General features: G+C 70.8%; 16 protein-coding genes. 6 read left to right on the forward strand and 10 right to left on the reverse strand.

Annotated features, from left to right (window positions below):
- Window positions 1–21: 21 nt before the first annotated feature.
- Window positions 22–1,194: an N-acetylglucosamine-6-phosphate deacetylase gene (nagA, locus tag D7X99_RS20485; RefSeq protein WP_121779254.1), complete on the reverse strand. Its 1,173-nt coding sequence runs from the start codon at window positions 1,192–1,194 to the stop codon at window positions 22–24.
- A complete protein-coding gene (locus D7X99_RS20490; RefSeq protein WP_233613565.1) occupies window positions 1,194–2,240 on the reverse strand; it encodes an SIS domain-containing protein in 1,047 nt (348 codons plus the stop codon). The genes nagA and D7X99_RS20490 overlap by 1 nt, the downstream gene beginning before the upstream one ends.
- A gap of 226 nt (window positions 2,241–2,466) precedes the next feature.
- Here D7X99_RS20490 and D7X99_RS20495 point away from each other — a divergent pair, with 226 nt between their 5' ends.
- Entirely contained in the window at window positions 2,467–2,784 is a 318-nt protein-coding gene (locus D7X99_RS20495) for a DUF3817 domain-containing protein (RefSeq protein ID WP_120599676.1), read from the forward strand.
- Between the two features lie 4 nt (window positions 2,785–2,788).
- Here the strand turns inward: D7X99_RS20495 and D7X99_RS20500 are convergent, their stop codons facing one another.
- On the reverse strand, window positions 2,789–3,268 hold the full coding sequence (locus D7X99_RS20500; protein ID WP_158627040.1) for a hypothetical protein: 480 nt from the start codon (window positions 3,266–3,268) through the stop codon (window positions 2,789–2,791).
- Between the two features lie 177 nt (window positions 3,269–3,445).
- On the opposite strand from D7X99_RS20500, the gene D7X99_RS20505 reads away from it, so the two are divergent.
- Entirely contained in the window at window positions 3,446–4,213 is a 768-nt protein-coding gene (locus D7X99_RS20505) for a Uma2 family endonuclease (protein ID WP_233601279.1), read from the forward strand.
- Between the two features lie 10 nt (window positions 4,214–4,223).
- Here the strand turns inward: D7X99_RS20505 and D7X99_RS43180 are convergent, their stop codons facing one another.
- The 4 genes from D7X99_RS43180 to rsfS all read right to left on the reverse strand — a co-directional run bounded on the left by D7X99_RS43180 (window position 4,224) and on the right by rsfS (window position 7,226).
- Complete coding sequence (locus D7X99_RS43180; protein WP_169827943.1) at window positions 4,224–4,925, reverse strand: ComF family protein; 702 nt, start codon at window positions 4,923–4,925, stop codon at window positions 4,224–4,226.
- Between the two features lie 56 nt (window positions 4,926–4,981).
- Entirely contained in the window at window positions 4,982–6,127 is a 1,146-nt protein-coding gene (locus D7X99_RS20520) for an RNA ligase RtcB family protein (protein WP_121779255.1), read from the reverse strand.
- Window positions 6,128–6,205: 78 nt separating this feature from the next.
- Window positions 6,206–6,670, reverse strand: coding sequence for a 23S rRNA (pseudouridine(1915)-N(3))-methyltransferase RlmH (locus D7X99_RS20525; protein WP_120581194.1), 465 nt, complete (start codon window positions 6,668–6,670; stop codon window positions 6,206–6,208).
- 4 nt (window positions 6,671–6,674) lie between these two features.
- Window positions 6,675–7,226 carry a ribosome silencing factor gene (gene rsfS, locus D7X99_RS20530; RefSeq protein WP_171805559.1) on the reverse strand — a complete coding sequence of 184 codons (552 nt, stop codon included), beginning with the start codon at window positions 7,224–7,226 and terminating at the stop codon, window positions 6,675–6,677.
- A gap of 61 nt (window positions 7,227–7,287) precedes the next feature.
- Between rsfS and D7X99_RS20540 the strand changes: the two genes are divergently transcribed.
- On the forward strand, window positions 7,288–7,602 hold the full coding sequence (locus D7X99_RS20540; RefSeq protein ID WP_120581195.1) for a tetratricopeptide repeat protein: 315 nt from the start codon (window positions 7,288–7,290) through the stop codon (window positions 7,600–7,602).
- 22 nt (window positions 7,603–7,624) lie between these two features.
- Here the strand turns inward: D7X99_RS20540 and D7X99_RS20545 are convergent, their stop codons facing one another.
- The gene (locus tag D7X99_RS20545; RefSeq protein WP_121779256.1) at window positions 7,625–8,680 is read right to left on the reverse strand and encodes a hypothetical protein; all 1,056 of its coding nucleotides are present in this window, start codon (window positions 8,678–8,680) and stop codon (window positions 7,625–7,627) included.
- 135 nt (window positions 8,681–8,815) lie between these two features.
- On the opposite strand from D7X99_RS20545, the gene D7X99_RS20550 reads away from it, so the two are divergent.
- The gene (locus D7X99_RS20550; protein WP_169827940.1) at window positions 8,816–9,358 is read left to right on the forward strand and encodes a hypothetical protein; all 543 of its coding nucleotides are present in this window, start codon (window positions 8,816–8,818) and stop codon (window positions 9,356–9,358) included.
- Window positions 9,359–9,376: 18 nt separating this feature from the next.
- On the opposite strand, the gene D7X99_RS20555 is transcribed toward D7X99_RS20550, so the two are convergent.
- Both D7X99_RS20555 and D7X99_RS20560 read right to left on the reverse strand, forming a co-directional pair.
- A complete protein-coding gene (locus D7X99_RS20555; protein ID WP_121779257.1) occupies window positions 9,377–10,423 on the reverse strand; it encodes a TetR family transcriptional regulator in 1,047 nt (348 codons plus the stop codon).
- Window positions 10,424–10,634: 211 nt separating this feature from the next.
- Window positions 10,635–12,044 carry a sigma-54 dependent transcriptional regulator gene (locus tag D7X99_RS20560; RefSeq protein WP_121779258.1) on the reverse strand — a complete coding sequence of 470 codons (1,410 nt, stop codon included), beginning with the start codon at window positions 12,042–12,044 and terminating at the stop codon, window positions 10,635–10,637.
- 155 nt (window positions 12,045–12,199) lie between these two features.
- Between D7X99_RS20560 and D7X99_RS20565 the strand changes: the two genes are divergently transcribed.
- Window positions 12,200–12,781 carry an NUDIX hydrolase gene (locus tag D7X99_RS20565; RefSeq protein WP_121779259.1) on the forward strand — a complete coding sequence of 194 codons (582 nt, stop codon included), beginning with the start codon at window positions 12,200–12,202 and terminating at the stop codon, window positions 12,779–12,781.
- 223 nt (window positions 12,782–13,004) lie between these two features.
- Complete coding sequence (locus tag D7X99_RS20570; RefSeq protein WP_121779260.1) at window positions 13,005–13,811, forward strand: TenA family transcriptional regulator; 807 nt, start codon at window positions 13,005–13,007, stop codon at window positions 13,809–13,811.
- Window positions 13,812–13,832: the final 21 nt, after the last annotated feature.

Consider the following 13,832-nt stretch of genomic DNA (forward strand, 5'->3'; position numbering starts at 1 on the left):
TCACGCACCCATTTTTCCGGGTTAATCGCTGTGAATGCTTTTCGCCTGCCCGCCCACCCAGGTGGTGTGGACGGAAAGGTCTGGGTTCAACAGCACCAGGTCCGCGCGATGGCTGGGGGCGATGCGGCCCCGGTGGCCATGCAGTCCCATGAAGGTGGCGGGATGGAGTGAGGCCATGCGCAGCGCTTCCTCCAAGGGCACGTTGAGTACATGGACGCAGTGGCGCACCGCCGCGGTGAGGTCGATGTCCGCGCCCGCGAGCGTGCCGTCCTCCGTCTCCAGGCGGCCGTGGCGGCGCAGGATGGTGCGTCCCTGAAGGGTGAAGGACGTGACGGGCGTGCCGACGGGCGGCATGGCGTCCGTGACGAGGAACACCTTGCCCGGCGGTTTGACCTTGAGGAGCAGGCGCAGGTTGTCCGCGTGCACGTGCACGCCGTCCGCGATGACGCCGCACCACGCGTCGTCATGGGTGAGCGCGGCGACGACGGGCCCGGGCTGGCGGTTCATCACCGGAGGCATGGCGTTGAACAGGTGGGTGAAGCCGCGCACGCCTGCGTTTAGAGCCTGGGTGGTGCGCTCGCTGGTGGCAGCGGTGTGGCCCGCGCTGAGCACGACGCCGGAGGTGGCGAGGCGGCGCAAGGTGGCATCGTCCACGCACTCGGGAGCGAGCGTCATCAACACGCGGCCGCCGTGCGCGGCGAAGCGGCGGGGCAGGGCGGTGAGGTAGTCGAGGTCGCGAGGGTCGGGCGTGCGGATGAACGAGGGCACGTGGACGCCGGCGCGCTCGCGACTGATGAAGGGGCCTTCCAGGTGGATGCCGAGCACTCCGCTGTCCGGGCGCGCGGTGGCGGTGAGCGCGGCCTCGCAGGCTTCGCGCATGCGGGCGGCGTCGTCGGTGATGAAGGTGGGCAAGAGGCCCGTGGTGCCGCACGCGCGCATGGCGGAGGCGATGGCGAGCGCTGCCTCCTCGGTGGGCGTGTCGTTGAAGAGCACGCCGCCCGCGCCGTTGACCTGCACGTCCACGAAGCCGGGAGCCAGGAGCGTGTCTCCGGGCAGCGTGTGCACGGTGGCTCCGGTGGGGAGTCCGGCTTGGGGCACCACGGCGCGGACGGTGCCGTCCTCGATGACGATGGCGTGACCTTCGAGGACCTGGTCCCCGGTGAAGACGCGTGCGCCCTGGAGGACGGTCGTCATCACACGGTCTCCGTGACCTTGCGCAGGTGCGCGGGCGCATCCGGGTTCAGGCCTCGCGCCGTCGCGAGCTGGTGCACCGCGAAGTAGAAGCTCTGCACCTGGCAGAGCGGCGCGATGGACGCGGGGAGGTCCGGCAGCGTGGGCAGGGCCTGCGCGCCGGGGACGGGCAGGGCGGTGTGGACGTTCGCGCCCAGTTCGACCATGCGCTGCACGACTTCGCGAGTGCCTTGCGCGGCGTTGTCCTCCTGCCCCAGCGCGAGCACGGGGAAGCCCGGCCGCACGAGCCCGAGCGGACCATGGAGGACCTCCGCGGTGCTGAAGGCTTCCGCGTGCAGACGGCAGGTCTCCTTGAGCTTGAGGGCCATCTCCAGCGCGGCGCCCAGTCCGCTGCCCCGGCCGACGACATAAAGGCTGTTGGCGTCCTTGAGCGTTGAGAGCGCCGGCCACCAGTCGAGCTTGCCCGCGGCCTCCAGCGCGTCCGGGAACCGCCGGGCGGCGTCATGCAGCTCCGCGGAGTCCGACCAGTGCGCGACGAGCTGGAGGAAGGCGAGCCCGGAGAGCAGATAGGACTTGGTGGCGGCGACGCTGTGCTCGGGGCCGGCGGACAGCGGGATGCGCACGTCGCACAGCGCGGCCAACGGAGAGGCTTCGTCGTTGATGAAGCCCAGCACGACGGCGCCTCCCGCGCGGGCGGCCTCGGTCATGCGCAGGAGGTCGGGGCTCTGGCCGGATTGGGACACGGCGATGAAGAGCGCGTCGCGCAGGTCCAGGGAGCGCGTGTTGTAGACGGACGCGACGCTGGGGCCCAGCGAGGCCACGGCGCGGCCCAGCGTGGTTTCGATGAGGTACTTGCCGTAGACGGCCGCATGGTCGGAGCTGCCCCGGGCGCAGGTGACGACGAAGCGGGGCGGCGTGCGGCGCAGGCGGGCGCCCAGGTAGGTGAAGGTGTCGCGGCAGCGCTCAAGCTGGCGGCGGGCGGCGGCTGGAGCCTCGGCGGCCTCGCGTGCGAGGGCGGGGAGGGAAGGGTTCTTCGGGGTGGAGTCCACGCGCAGGGGGATAACAGCCTCCGGGGGTGGACGGGTGGAGGAAGGCGCCGGGCGTGATGCGTCCGACATCCGCTGCTCCGCCCGGAGGCCGTGACGTCAGGCCGGACCTGGAGCGGGCAGGCACTCCGGCCGGTATCACCGGGGCTCACCGCGCTGACGACCGGAGGCGATACTGCGCGGGCCGCGCGCCTTGACGGTGCGAGAGGGGCGGAGGAGAGAGGACGTCATGCTGAAGACCGCCCTGGGCCGTTTCCGCGCTGTCGCCTTCTGGGAAGGCCTGTCCTTCCTGGTGCTGCTGCTCATCGCCATGCCGTTGAAGTACGCGCTGAACATGCCCCTGGGCGTGCGCGTGGTGGGCATGGCGCACGGCGTGCTGTTCATGGCGTATCTCTACACGCTGATGATGGCGGTCATCGAATACCGCTGGGGCGTGAAGCGGATCGCCGTGGCCGTCATGGCGTCGATCGTGCCGGGCGGGACGTTCTGGCTGGACGCTCAGTTGCGCGGTGAGGCGCTCGCGCTGGAGACGGCGAAGACGCGCTGATTCACTACACGCCGGCCACGGCTATCAGCATTCCCCAGAGGAACGGAGGGGTGTTGAGCACGATGCCGATGACGGCGGGCACGACGACCCCGGGGCTGAGTCGGCCCTTTTCCCGGATGAGCGCCACGACGCCACAGGCCAGGCCCAGCGTGAAGCCGACCCGGAAGATGATCAGCCACAGTCCGGCGCTGTCCGTCCTGCGCGCCAGGTAGATGCCCGCTGCAGTGAGGAAGGCAATCAACCAGCTGAACTGGGCCAGGTATTCGCCCAGGGTGGAGTGGCTGCTGGGGACGATGGCGCCCGTCGCCAGCAGGTGCTTCCGGCACGTCCGGCAGTGCTTGGGCTCACTGTCCGGCGCAATGCACGCCCGGCACATGAAGCCGCCGCAGCGCGAGCACTCCTCCGTCGCGACCCTGGAATGCGGGCCACACCGTGGCTGCGCGTTCGGCTCGTTGCCAGGAATGGGGGCCGGTGTGGATGTCATTCACCGCGCAGCATAGACGGCGGTCCGAGAATTCCTTGGCGCGTTGCTTGCTCAAGGCCCGCGCGGGGGCGATTGACCCGAGGGTCTGCCCGACGCAGGCTGAGGGTCATGGGACGTCATACCGACAAGGTTGGAGATGCCTTCCCCCGGGCACCTTCTCAGGAAGAGTGGGATCGGATGGGGCAGGAGGAGCGGGACCGGGTGGTGGCAACACTGCCGGGCGAGGTGACGTACGAAGAGATGGCGATGCCCGAGGGGGACAGCCATCAGGAGCCCAAGACGCTCGCGCGCGAGGCGCTCCGGGGCTACTTCAAGCGCCGTGGGCGCAAGGCCTACGTGGTCGCGGAATTGCCTGTGTATTACCCAGGGGAACGGCGCTTCGCGCCAGACCTGTTGGTCGTGCTGGACGTCGAGAATCATCGCCGGAAGAAATGGCTGGTCAGCCACGAGGGGCACGGGCTCGACTGGGTGATGGAGATCCACGTCGGGGGCGACAGGAAGAAGGACGCCGAGTTCAACGTGCGGCGGTATGCCCGCCTGGGAATCCCTGAGTACTTCATCTTCGATGGGGGACGGCTCACGCTGGAGGGCTACCGACTGGCGACGCCGGATGCGCGCGTCTACACGCGCATGGAGTCCCGGAACGGACGCTTCGTCTCGGAGGTGCTGGGGCTCGAACTCCAGGTCGAGGGCGAGGACGTGCGTTTCTGGGCGGGCAACGCGCCGTTGCTGGTCTCCGAGGAGTTCATCGAACGCCTGGAAGACCAGACGATGAGCCTGCAACGCCGTGCCCAGGAAGAATCCCGGCGCGCGGACGAGGAGGCTCGGCGCGCGGACGAGGAGGCCCGGCGCGCGGAGGAAGAATCCCGGCGCGCGAATGAGGCCGAACGCCGGTCCAAGGAACTCGAGGCCGAGCTCGCCCGGCTCAAGAAGTCCCAGGGCTGAATCACAGTCATCAGGCGAGGGTGAACGCCCTCGCCAATGTCAGCACCTCCACGCGCGTGGCCCCCGCTTCCCGCAGAGCGATCGCGGCGGCCCGCGCGGTGGACCCGGTGGTGAACACGTCGTCCAGGAGCAACACCTCCTGCCCCTTCACCGCCCGCGACGCCACGAACGCTCCGGCCACGTTGCCCGCGCGCTCCGCTTCACTCAACCCCACCTGCCTGCGCGTCTCTCGCGTGCGCTTCAGCCAATCCCCCGGCGCAGTCCGCCCCGTGGCCTTCGCCAGCTCGCTCGCGAGCAGATGCGCCTGGTCGTACTGCCGCTTCCGGAAGCGCCGCACGTGCAGCGGCAACGCCACCACGCACCCGGGCGCGGTCCTCAAGAACCGCCGCGCCTCGTCCGCGAGCAGCACCCCCAATGGCGCCGCGAGGTCCGGGTGGTCCTCGTACTTGAACCGGTGGATGGCCCGAGCCACCGGCCCCTCATGCGCGAAGGGCGCCCAGGCCCGGCTGAACGGTGGCGGCACCGTCCGGCACCGGGGACAGGTGTTCCCCGGGAACACGCCGGGCTCCGCGCACGTCCGGCAACACACCGGCGGCAGCCGCTCCAGCGCCGTGTCACACGACTCGCAGAACACCGCGCCCACGCCCGGCAGCACCTTCGCGCAGGCCAGACACATGGGCGGATAGACCAGGTCCAACAGGGCCTTCCACATCACCGGGACTCACAGGGGCAGCGCATCCCTTGCCCCTCGTGCGAGCCCCGTGCCGCTCACTCCGCCGTGCGGCCTCGCGTCTTGTACGTGAGCACCGGCGCCAGCGTCGCCACCACCCTCACCAGCCCCGCCTCCACCAGGTCCGTCACCACGCGGTCGATGGCTTTGTATGCCGGCGGCGCCTCCTCGAAGAGCAGGTCCCGGTCCTCGCACACCACGTGGCTCTTGAAGGACGTGCGCGTCAGCGACTCCGCCGTGAAGCGCTCCTTCAGCCGCTCCCGCGCCGCCGTACGCGTCCATTTGCGTCCCGCGCCGTGCGCCAGGCTGTACGCGCTCTGCTCGCCCGTGCCCACCGGCAACACCAGATAGCTCAGGGCACCGCGGCTGCCGGGAATCACCACCGGACCCTCGTCCCACGGCGCCGCGCCCTTGCGGTGCAACCACCCCACGCGTCCGTCCGCATGCCGCGCGGTCACGCTGTTGTGGCACACGTCCAACACCCGCCGCCCCGTCGCCCCAATCCCATCCAACGTCCGCTGCGCCACCAGTGCCCGGTTCGCCTTCGCCCACAGCACCGCGCCGTCATGCCGCTTGAGGTATTCGCGCGCCTCGTCCGAATCCGCCGCCAGTCCGCCCGCCGCATGCCGGTCGACATGCTTGCGCAGGATGGACTCCCCCAGCCCGCGCGACCCCGAGTGCACGAGCAACAGCAACCGCTCCTCCCGCAGGCCCAGCGCCTCGAAGACGCGCGTGTCGTGCACCTCCTCCACCCGCTGCACCTCCGCGAAGTGGTTGCCGCCGCCCACCGTGCCCAGCGCCGACTCGAAGCCCATGCCGCGCGCGCCGTGCTCCGCGAGCACCGCCTCCGTGTCCCCCACCCACGGCCCTTCCAGGTCCAACTTCGCCGCCCACCGCTCCGCCTTCGCCTTGCGCGTCAGCAGGTCCACGTCCCACAACCCCATGCCACAGCCGATGTCGCTGCCCACGAGATAGGGATAGAGGAAGCCCTCGGACTCGAAGGCCGCGCCCACCGGAGCGCCCTTGCCGGGATGCAGGTCCGGCAAGCCCACCGCGAGTCTCATCCCGGGCAGGCGCGACACGGCCTCCAGTTGGCGGACGGCCTCGCCCTCCACCCAGGACTGGGGCGAGGCGATGATGCGCACGGTGGCGGCCGTGGAGGTTTCAGAAGAGGGCGTGTTCATGATGGCCGCTCCGACGCGGTCCCTTCACGCGCCCTGACGCCCGGGCCCCCAGCACCTCGGGGCGGGCTGCCCGGCCGCCTACTTATGGTAGGGCTCGCCCTTCAGGATGGTGAACGCGCGGTAGAGCTGCTCGATGAGCACCACCCGCGCCAGCCGGTGGGGCAGCGTCATCCGCGACAGCGACATCACCTGATGCGCCGCGCCGCGCACCGAGTCGTCCAGGCCCTCGTCCCCGCCAATGACGAAGAGCAGGTCCTTCGAGCCCGTCTGCGCCTTGGCGACGTAGCGGGCAAGCTCCACCGAATCCAGCAGGGTGCCGCGCTCGTCCAGCGCGACGATCCAGTCCTGCGGCTTGCGCTTGCCGAGGATGGCGGCGGCCTCCGCGGACTTCGCCTCGCCGGGCTTGAGCTTGCGGCCCGACGCTTCCGTCAGCTCCAAGAGCTCGAAGCGCGTGTAGTGCTCGAGCCGCCGCGCGTACTCCTGCACGGCGGGCTCGAACAGCCCGGAGCGGTCCTTGCCGATGGAGAGGAGGCGGACCTTCACGGGACTAGGACAGCTTCACCCGGGGCGCGTCCGCCCACAGCCCGTCCAGGTCGTAGAAGGCGCGCACCTCGCCGTTGAACAGGTGGGCCACGACGTCGTCGTAGTCCAGCAGCACCCACTGGCCCGTCTCCAGGCCTTCCGTGCTGATGGGGCGCAGGGGCTGCTGCTCCTGCTTGAGCTGCACCTGGACGTTCTCCGCCATGGCGCTCACCTGACGGTCGCTCTCGCCGGAGGCGATGACGATGTAGTCCGCGTAGGACGTCATCCCACGCATGTCGAGGATGACGACGTCCGTGGCCTTCTTGTCCAGCAGCAGGTCGCCGATGCGGCGCGCCAGCTCACGTGCCTTGGGGTTGTCCGCGGGCTTGGGCAACGGCGGAGGGGCGGCGGGCTTCGGCGCCTTCCTGCGCGCGGCAGCGGTCTTCTTGCGCGGCGGCGGACGCAGGCCCGGCTTCGCCTTCTTGGCGGCCGTCTTCTTGCGGGCCGGAGCACGGGTCGCGCTCTTCGCCTTCGCCTTCGCCTTCTTGGATGCAGGGGTCTTCTTCTTCGTGGCCATGTGGCGGATACCCTATCGCACCCTTGGCAAGCTTCCAGCGCTCCTCTAATGGGTTCCGTCCATGAGCGACGCCCGCCTGGAGCAGTTCAAGAAGATGGTGGCCCAGTTCCCCGACGCCCCCATGGCCTGGTTCTCCCTGGGGAAGCTCCACCTGGAACGCAAGGAATACGACAGCGCCATCCAGAGCCTGGAGTCCGCGGTCCGCCTGGACCCGAAGTACGCCGCCGCCCTCGTCTCCCTGGGGGATGCCTACGCGGGGGCCGGCCAGACGGACAAGGCGAAGCAGGTGCTCACCACCGCCCGGGACCACGCGCTCGCCCAGCAGCACCCCAGCCTGGCCGAGGAAATCGACGAGCGCATCGCCGACCTGGACTGACGGTGCTCCAGAGCCTGGGCTCCTAGTCCTGGTCCCGCCAGGTGAAGCCCACGCCAAACACCTGGCGCGTGTATCGCAAGTCATTGCGCGGCAGGCGCGTGCTCCAGAGGCCCCAGGACACCTCCATGTCCACGCGGGCGGAGACGGGCCGGGCCAGCTTGAGGGACAGCGAGTTCTGCCCCTCGTCCTCCTCCACCAGGATGATCTCCGGCGACAGGAAGATGCCGTCCGGGTAGCGCGCCAGGCCCAGCGTCCCCTGGGCCAGCAGCGTCACCCGCCACGGCAGCCGCACCCCGGCGCTGCCGACGAGCCGGTGGCGCATGGCCGTCTCACCGAAGCTGTTGGAGCTGACCTCCTGGAAGGCATAGCTGAGCGACAGCTTCACCGGCCCCCGGTACGTGTAGCCCGCCCCCGCCACCAGCGCGCCGTCCTGCCGCCGCACGGGGGACGTGCTGACGCCCGGGAAGGGCCGGGCGAAGGGGCCGTAGCGGCGCGAACCCCATTCGCCGAACACGCTCAGGGTGTGGCGCGGGTTCAACCGGTAGCGGCCCAGGACGCCCACCTCCGGGCCGCCGAAGTCGGCCGTGTGGTCCGGGCGGTACACGAAGCGGCGGGCACCCAGGCGCACGCGCAGGGCCAGGCGCACGTCCGGGGCGTACTCGGCGAAGAGGCTGGTGCCCAAATCCGAGTACGCGCGGCTGCCGCCCCGCCGGTCCTTGGCGTGGCCTTCCGCGCCCACGCCCCACTCGGTGCCCAGGGCGAGCGAGCCCTCCAGCGCGCCCGCCTGCACCAGCGTGTCCTCGTTGTCGTAGCCCAGGTACTTGCGCGCACCCAGCTCGTACCGGCCCACCACCTGGGCCTGCTCGCCGGTGCCCCGTCCCTCCGCCACGCCCAGCACGCTCATGGCCAGGTCCGCGCCGGGGCCGGGCGTGGCGCCGTCGGAGAAGTCGCGCGGGGCGTTGCTGTCCACGAGCAGCCGGCCGGTGCCCCGGAGCGAGCCCTGCCACTCGGCCGCGCGCGCACCTCCGCCCCAGGGGAGGCTGAGGGCCAGGAGGAGCGGGAGGAGGCGACGGTCCAAGACGCGCGCACCATACTCCGGCCCGCTGGCATCCCCACGCTCGCAAGTGCCCCGTGCGGCCGCGTCGTCCCCGGGACACCCGGGGTGTGCCCGCGGTCGGTGACGCCGCACCCGGCCGCCCGGTACATTGCGGCCATGTCTTACGCGTCCTTCCTCGCGGCGGTGGCCGGTCTGGGGCTCGTCGCCTGTTCCCCGGCGTCCTTCACCACGGAGGTCCAGGGCGAGGCGACGGTGCCCGCGAACCCCGCTGGCACCTCCACGCTCCTCAATGCCTTTCCCTCCATCAGCAGCTTCTCCGCGCTGGACTTCAACGAGAACCAGGACTTCAAGAACCGCGACGTCACCAAGGACGAGGTGACGCGCGTGCAGGTGACGTCGATGAGGCTCAAGGTCCTGAGCCCCAACGACCAGGACTTCGGCTTCCTGGACTCGCTGGAGGCCGTGGCCCGCGCGGGCAACTCCGAGTCGCGCTTCGCTGCCCGGGACGGCATCGCGGGCCTGGGCTTGAACGCGCCCAACCCCACGGTGGGGCTGAACGCGGACGGCAGCGTGGACTTGAGGCCCTATGTGGCCGCGCCCAGCATGGCCATCATCCTGCGCGGCACGGGGCGTCTGCCGGAGCGCGAGGTGCGCGTGCAGGCCACGGTGGTGCTGGAGGTGGAGGGCGGCCTGCTGTAGCGGCCACCCGTCGCTGCTTCAGGGGGCCAGCGTCTTCGCGCGGCGCTCCAGTGAGCCCGCGCGCCCGTCCAGCTCGCTGGCCAGGGACTCCAGCCGCGCGGCTTCCTGCTCCAGCGAGGACAGGTCCTCCAGGCCTCCCGCGGCCAGCGCCTGGGCGCGCACCGGGTCCACCTGGGGCCGCCGGTCGCTGGCGGTGGCGGACAGGGACGGACCGCCCACGGTGGGATTGCCCCCGCCGACATTCGGTCCCTGGTTCGGGTCGCTCGCGTAGTCCGGCGACTCCATCGAGTCGGTCGGGATCACCACTGGCAGCCGGCCGCCCCGCTGGGTGGGGGCAACCTGTAGGCCCTGGTTGCCCATCGAGCGCAGGCGCAGGCGGCGGTCCTGGTCGTCGAACATGGACTCCTCGCCCAGGAAGTCGTTCATGCGGCGGTCCAGGTCGCGCTCCTCGCGCACCTCGGTGATGCGCGCCTTCAGGGCCTGGAGCCGCTGGCGCACCTTGTCCTGGGAGTCGCGCAGCGCGTCCGCCTGCGCGAGCAGGTCCTCTGGATCATCCCCGCGCGCCGCGCCATCCAGCGCCGGCACCTGGGAGGCGGGCAGCGCCGCGCGCACGGCCTCGCGTTCGCCGCGCACGGACCGCATCTGCTCCACCAGCCGCGCCCGCTCCGTCCGGTCCGTCGTCGCGTCCCACGATGCGCGCAGCCGCGTCAGCTCCTGGGACAGCGCGCCGTGCAGCGCCAGGTGCGCGCGCTCCACCTCGCCGTCCGCGCCGGACACCGACTGCGCCAGCCCCGTCAGCTCCCCGCTCAGCTCCTGCGAGCGGCGCAGCGCGGACTCCAGCTCTCCGCCCGCCGTGAGCTTCCCCTGGCGCTGGGCCTTGAGCGCTTCGATGCGCGCGGCCACGCCGTTGAGCTCGTCGCGCAGCCCCTGCTGCCGGGTGCGCAGGGTGCGTGCCTCCGTTCGCGCTGACTGGGCCTTCGCGCGCGCCTGCTCCAGGCCGGACGCCGCCCCGGCGGGAGCGGCCACGAACAGGCACAGGAGGAGGGGGAGGGCACGCAACATCATCGGGGGAACACCGTCAGCAAGGCGGATGCCAGTCCCTTCCTCCTACCCCGTTCCCAGGTCCGACGGAAAGCGCCCTGGTTCCGGGCACCTGCACGGGCAGGGTGGGGCGGGGTGGGTGGGCCGGACGGTGGAAAGTCATGGGGCCGGGGCGCGGGTGACGGATTTCCGAGGCCCCCAAGGCACGGGCACCGCTCCTTCACCTACGGAGCACCTACGAGGCCTCCTCGGGGCGTTCGCCGCGCGGCAGGAAGCCGTACTTCTCCAGCTTGTAGTAGAGCGCGGAGGTCTTGATGCCCAGCAGCCGGGCGGTCTCCGTCTTCACACCGCCTGCCTTCTCGTAGGCGCGGGCGATGAGCTGGCGCTCCAGGTCCTCCAGGATGTCCGGCAGGGGGCGGTCGCCCTGGGGCACGGGCAGCCCCGCGTCCATGCGCGGCGTCTGGCCGGCCAGGTGCGAGGGCAAGTCCTGCGGGGTGAGCGTGTCGCCCTCGGCGAAGACGAGCGCCTGCTCCATCACGTTCTCCAGCTCGCGCACGTTGCCGGGCCACGCGTGGCGGGTGAGCGCGTGCAGCGTCGCGTCGTCGATGCCGGTGACCCGCCGGTTGACCCGGGGCGCGTGCTTGGCGACGAAGTGGCGCGCGAGCGCGGGCAGGTCCTCGGGGCGCTCGCGCAGGGGCGGCAGGGTGAGCGGGACGATGTGCAGCCGGTAGTAGAGGTCCTCGCGGAAGCGGCCTGCCTTCACCTCCGCCTGGAGGTCGCGGTGCGTGGCGCTCACCACGCGCACGTCCACCTTGAGCGTCTCTTCTCCGCCCACGCGCTGCAGCTCCTTCTCCTGGAGCACGCGCAAGAGCTTGGTCTGCACGGAGGCGGGAATCTCTCCAATCTCGTCCAGGAAGAGGGTGCCGCCGTCGGCCAGCTCGAAGCGGCCCAGCTTGCGCTTCACCGCGCCGGTGAAGGAGCCGCGCTCGTGGCCGAACAGCTCGCTCTCCAGCAGCGTCTCCGCCAGGGCCGCGCAGTGCACCACGACGAAGGCGCCGTCCTTGCGAGGCGAGCGCTGGTGGATCATCCGCGCGACCAGCTCCTTGCCGGTGCCGCTCTCGCCGCGCACCAGCACGGTGGCGTCGCTCGCGGCCACCTTGCGCACCTGGGTGAGCAGCTTCTGCATGGGCTCGCTGTCGCCCACCAGGTCGCGGTGGGTGAGGGCGGCGTCGGCGTCGTGCGCGTCCGTGCGGGCGGTGAGGCGCTCCACCTGGCGGCGCGTGGCGGACAGCTCCAGGCCCTTGTCCACCTTGGCGCGCAGCACGTCCGGGGGGAAGGGCTTGGTGATGAAGTCGTAGGCGCCCTCCTGCATGGCCTGCACGGCGGTCTCGATGGTGCCGAACGCCGTCACCACCATGACGACGGCGCCAGGGTCCGCCTGCTTGAGCGCGCGCGTCACGGCGATGCCGTCCATGCCGTCCATCTTCAGGTCCGTGACGACCAGGTCGAAGGGGCCCTTCTTGTACGCGGCGAGCCCGTCCGCCCCGCTCCTCACCGCGGACACGGTGTGGCCAGAGCGGGTGAGGGTGACGGTCATGCCCTCGCGGAGGGTGTCGTGGTCGTCGATGACGAGGATGCGGGCCATGCGCCTGCTCGGGAAGGAAGGGTGGGGTGACAGCCGGTGGGTTGGCGGCGGAGTGCACACGCCAGGCCACCCTACACCGGACCTGGCGGGGCGGAGGTGGGGCCTTCCTTGAAAGGGCTGGCGTCACGGGCCCAAGCGGGTGTCTATCCCGGCGCATGGCCTCCGTCTCCGCTGCCCCGGCTGTCCTCGCAGAACTGCTCGCGCGCCACGTCCCCACGGACGACAAGGAGCGCGAGGACCTTTCGCGCATGCGCCACTTCTCCACGTCGCTGAAGGAGCCCTTCTCCCGCTCGCAGGCCGAGGCGCACTTCACCGGCAGCGTGGTGGTGGTGGACGCGGCGGGCGAGCGGGTGGCGATGCTGCACCACGCGAAGCTCAAGCGCTGGTTGCAGCCGGGGGGGCATTCGGAGGTCACGGACGGAGGCGACATGGAGGCCACCGCGCTGCGCGAAGCCCGTGAGGAGACCGGCTGCCGCGTGCACCTGCATCCCACCGCGCCGCGCCCGCTGGACGTGGACGTGCACGTCATCCCCGCGCGCAAGGACGAGCCGGAGCACTGTCACCTGGATGTCCGCTACCTGGTGGTGGCGGAGGACCCCGAGTCGCTCGCGCATGATCCGGCGGAGTCGTTTGGCATCCAGTGGCTGGGCTGGGACGAGGCGCTGACGCGCGCGGATGAAGCACCGCTGCGCCGGATGCTGCTCAAGGCCCGCGCGCTCGTTTACCGCAAGTCCTGATCGGTCTTGGATTGGGAGTGTCAATTGGATGAACGTCCAAGACCGGAAATCCTGAATCCTGGCAGGGTGTTCGCGAGGTTTGAGACAAACAAGGCTTGAGGCTCGCTTCATTTTTCAGGGGGGACTGGATGAAACACAGACATCCCTGCACCCTGAAGCTGCTCAGGGTGGAGGGGGGCGGCCATGACGGCTTGTCGTTCACCCGGGAGCAGGAGCACGTTTCATGTCGTCTCCGGTCGCAGTGTCCCAGGGCACCGCAGTGGAAGGGTTTCCTGTTTCGTCCTTGAGACAGGAGGAGGTCTCCCGGCGTTATCAGCCCGCCGCCTTGAAGCGCACGCCACACCCTCCCTGGATGGAGACGATGCTGGGGGCGCTCAAGCCCGCGTGGGACGCGGCCTGCACGCCCACGCTGTTCCGGGAGACAGCGGAGGGACGGCATCCGCCCCTGCGCGCCTGGCAGCGGTTCCTGGAGCGCTGCTTCCCCATCGTCGAGAACTTCCCCAAGTACATGGGGCTGTCCCTGGCGAAGACGACCTACGGCATGCGCCCGGGCGACGCGAGCATCCGCCGCTGGCTCTTGCAGAACCTGGGCGTGGAGGCCCGTCACGCCGAGTGGTGGATTGATTGGATGCAGGCTTCGGGCGTGGACGCCCCCAGGGCCTTCGAGACGCCGCTGACGCCGGAGGTCCGGGCGCTCCACCAGCACCTGCTGGCCACCTGCCTCGGTGGGTCGCTGGCGGAGGGCATCGCCGCGTCCAACTGGGCCATCGAGGGAGTGACAGGCATCTGGACGCGCGCCGTGGTGGAGCCCTTCACCGCGTATGCCCGGCACGGCGTGCGCATGGACGCGAACGCGCTGCGCTGGCTCCGGGCTCATGCCCGCTACGACGACGCGCACCCGGACGAGGCGCTGGAGATCATCAAGCTGTCCACGGACGTGACGACGGGAGAGCCGGTGCGCGTGGAGATCGCGGCGCACCAGTCCCTGATGTTGCTGGCGCGCGTGTTCGAGTCCTGCTGCGAGGAGTGAGCCCCCGCGCGGGTTGAAGCA

It is taken from the genome of Corallococcus sp. AB032C, assembly GCF_003668935.1.
Taxonomy (GTDB): domain Bacteria; phylum Myxococcota; class Myxococcia; order Myxococcales; family Myxococcaceae; genus Corallococcus; species Corallococcus exiguus.

Bases quoted from the DNA above. Each gene is read 5' to 3' on its own strand.
- nagA (WP_121779254.1), bottom strand. From the start codon at position 1,194: ATGACGACCGTCCTCCAGGGCGCACGCGTCTTCACCGGGGACCAGGTC.
- D7X99_RS20495 (WP_120599676.1), top strand. From the start codon at position 2,467: ATGCTGAAGACCGCCCTGGGCCGTTTCCGCGCTGTCGCCTTCTGGGAA.
- D7X99_RS20500 (WP_158627040.1), bottom strand. From the start codon at position 3,268: ATGACATCCACACCGGCCCCCATTCCTGGCAACGAGCCGAACGCGCAG.
- D7X99_RS20505 (WP_233601279.1), top strand. From the start codon at position 3,446: ATGGGGCAGGAGGAGCGGGACCGGGTGGTGGCAACACTGCCGGGCGAG.
- D7X99_RS43180 (WP_169827943.1), bottom strand. From the start codon at position 4,925: ATGTGGAAGGCCCTGTTGGACCTGGTCTATCCGCCCATGTGTCTGGCC.
- D7X99_RS20520 (WP_121779255.1), bottom strand. From the start codon at position 6,127: ATGAACACGCCCTCTTCTGAAACCTCCACGGCCGCCACCGTGCGCATC.
- rsfS (WP_171805559.1), bottom strand. From the start codon at position 7,226: ATGGCCACGAAGAAGAAGACCCCTGCATCCAAGAAGGCGAAGGCGAAG.
- D7X99_RS20540 (WP_120581195.1), top strand. From the start codon at position 7,288: ATGAGCGACGCCCGCCTGGAGCAGTTCAAGAAGATGGTGGCCCAGTTC.
- D7X99_RS20550 (WP_169827940.1), top strand. From the start codon at position 8,816: ATGTCTTACGCGTCCTTCCTCGCGGCGGTGGCCGGTCTGGGGCTCGTC.
- D7X99_RS20555 (WP_121779257.1), bottom strand. From the start codon at position 10,423: ATGATGTTGCGTGCCCTCCCCCTCCTCCTGTGCCTGTTCGTGGCCGCT.
- D7X99_RS20560 (WP_121779258.1), bottom strand. From the start codon at position 12,044: ATGGCCCGCATCCTCGTCATCGACGACCACGACACCCTCCGCGAGGGC.
- D7X99_RS20565 (WP_121779259.1), top strand. From the start codon at position 12,200: ATGGCCTCCGTCTCCGCTGCCCCGGCTGTCCTCGCAGAACTGCTCGCG.
- D7X99_RS20570 (WP_121779260.1), top strand. From the start codon at position 13,005: ATGTCGTCTCCGGTCGCAGTGTCCCAGGGCACCGCAGTGGAAGGGTTT.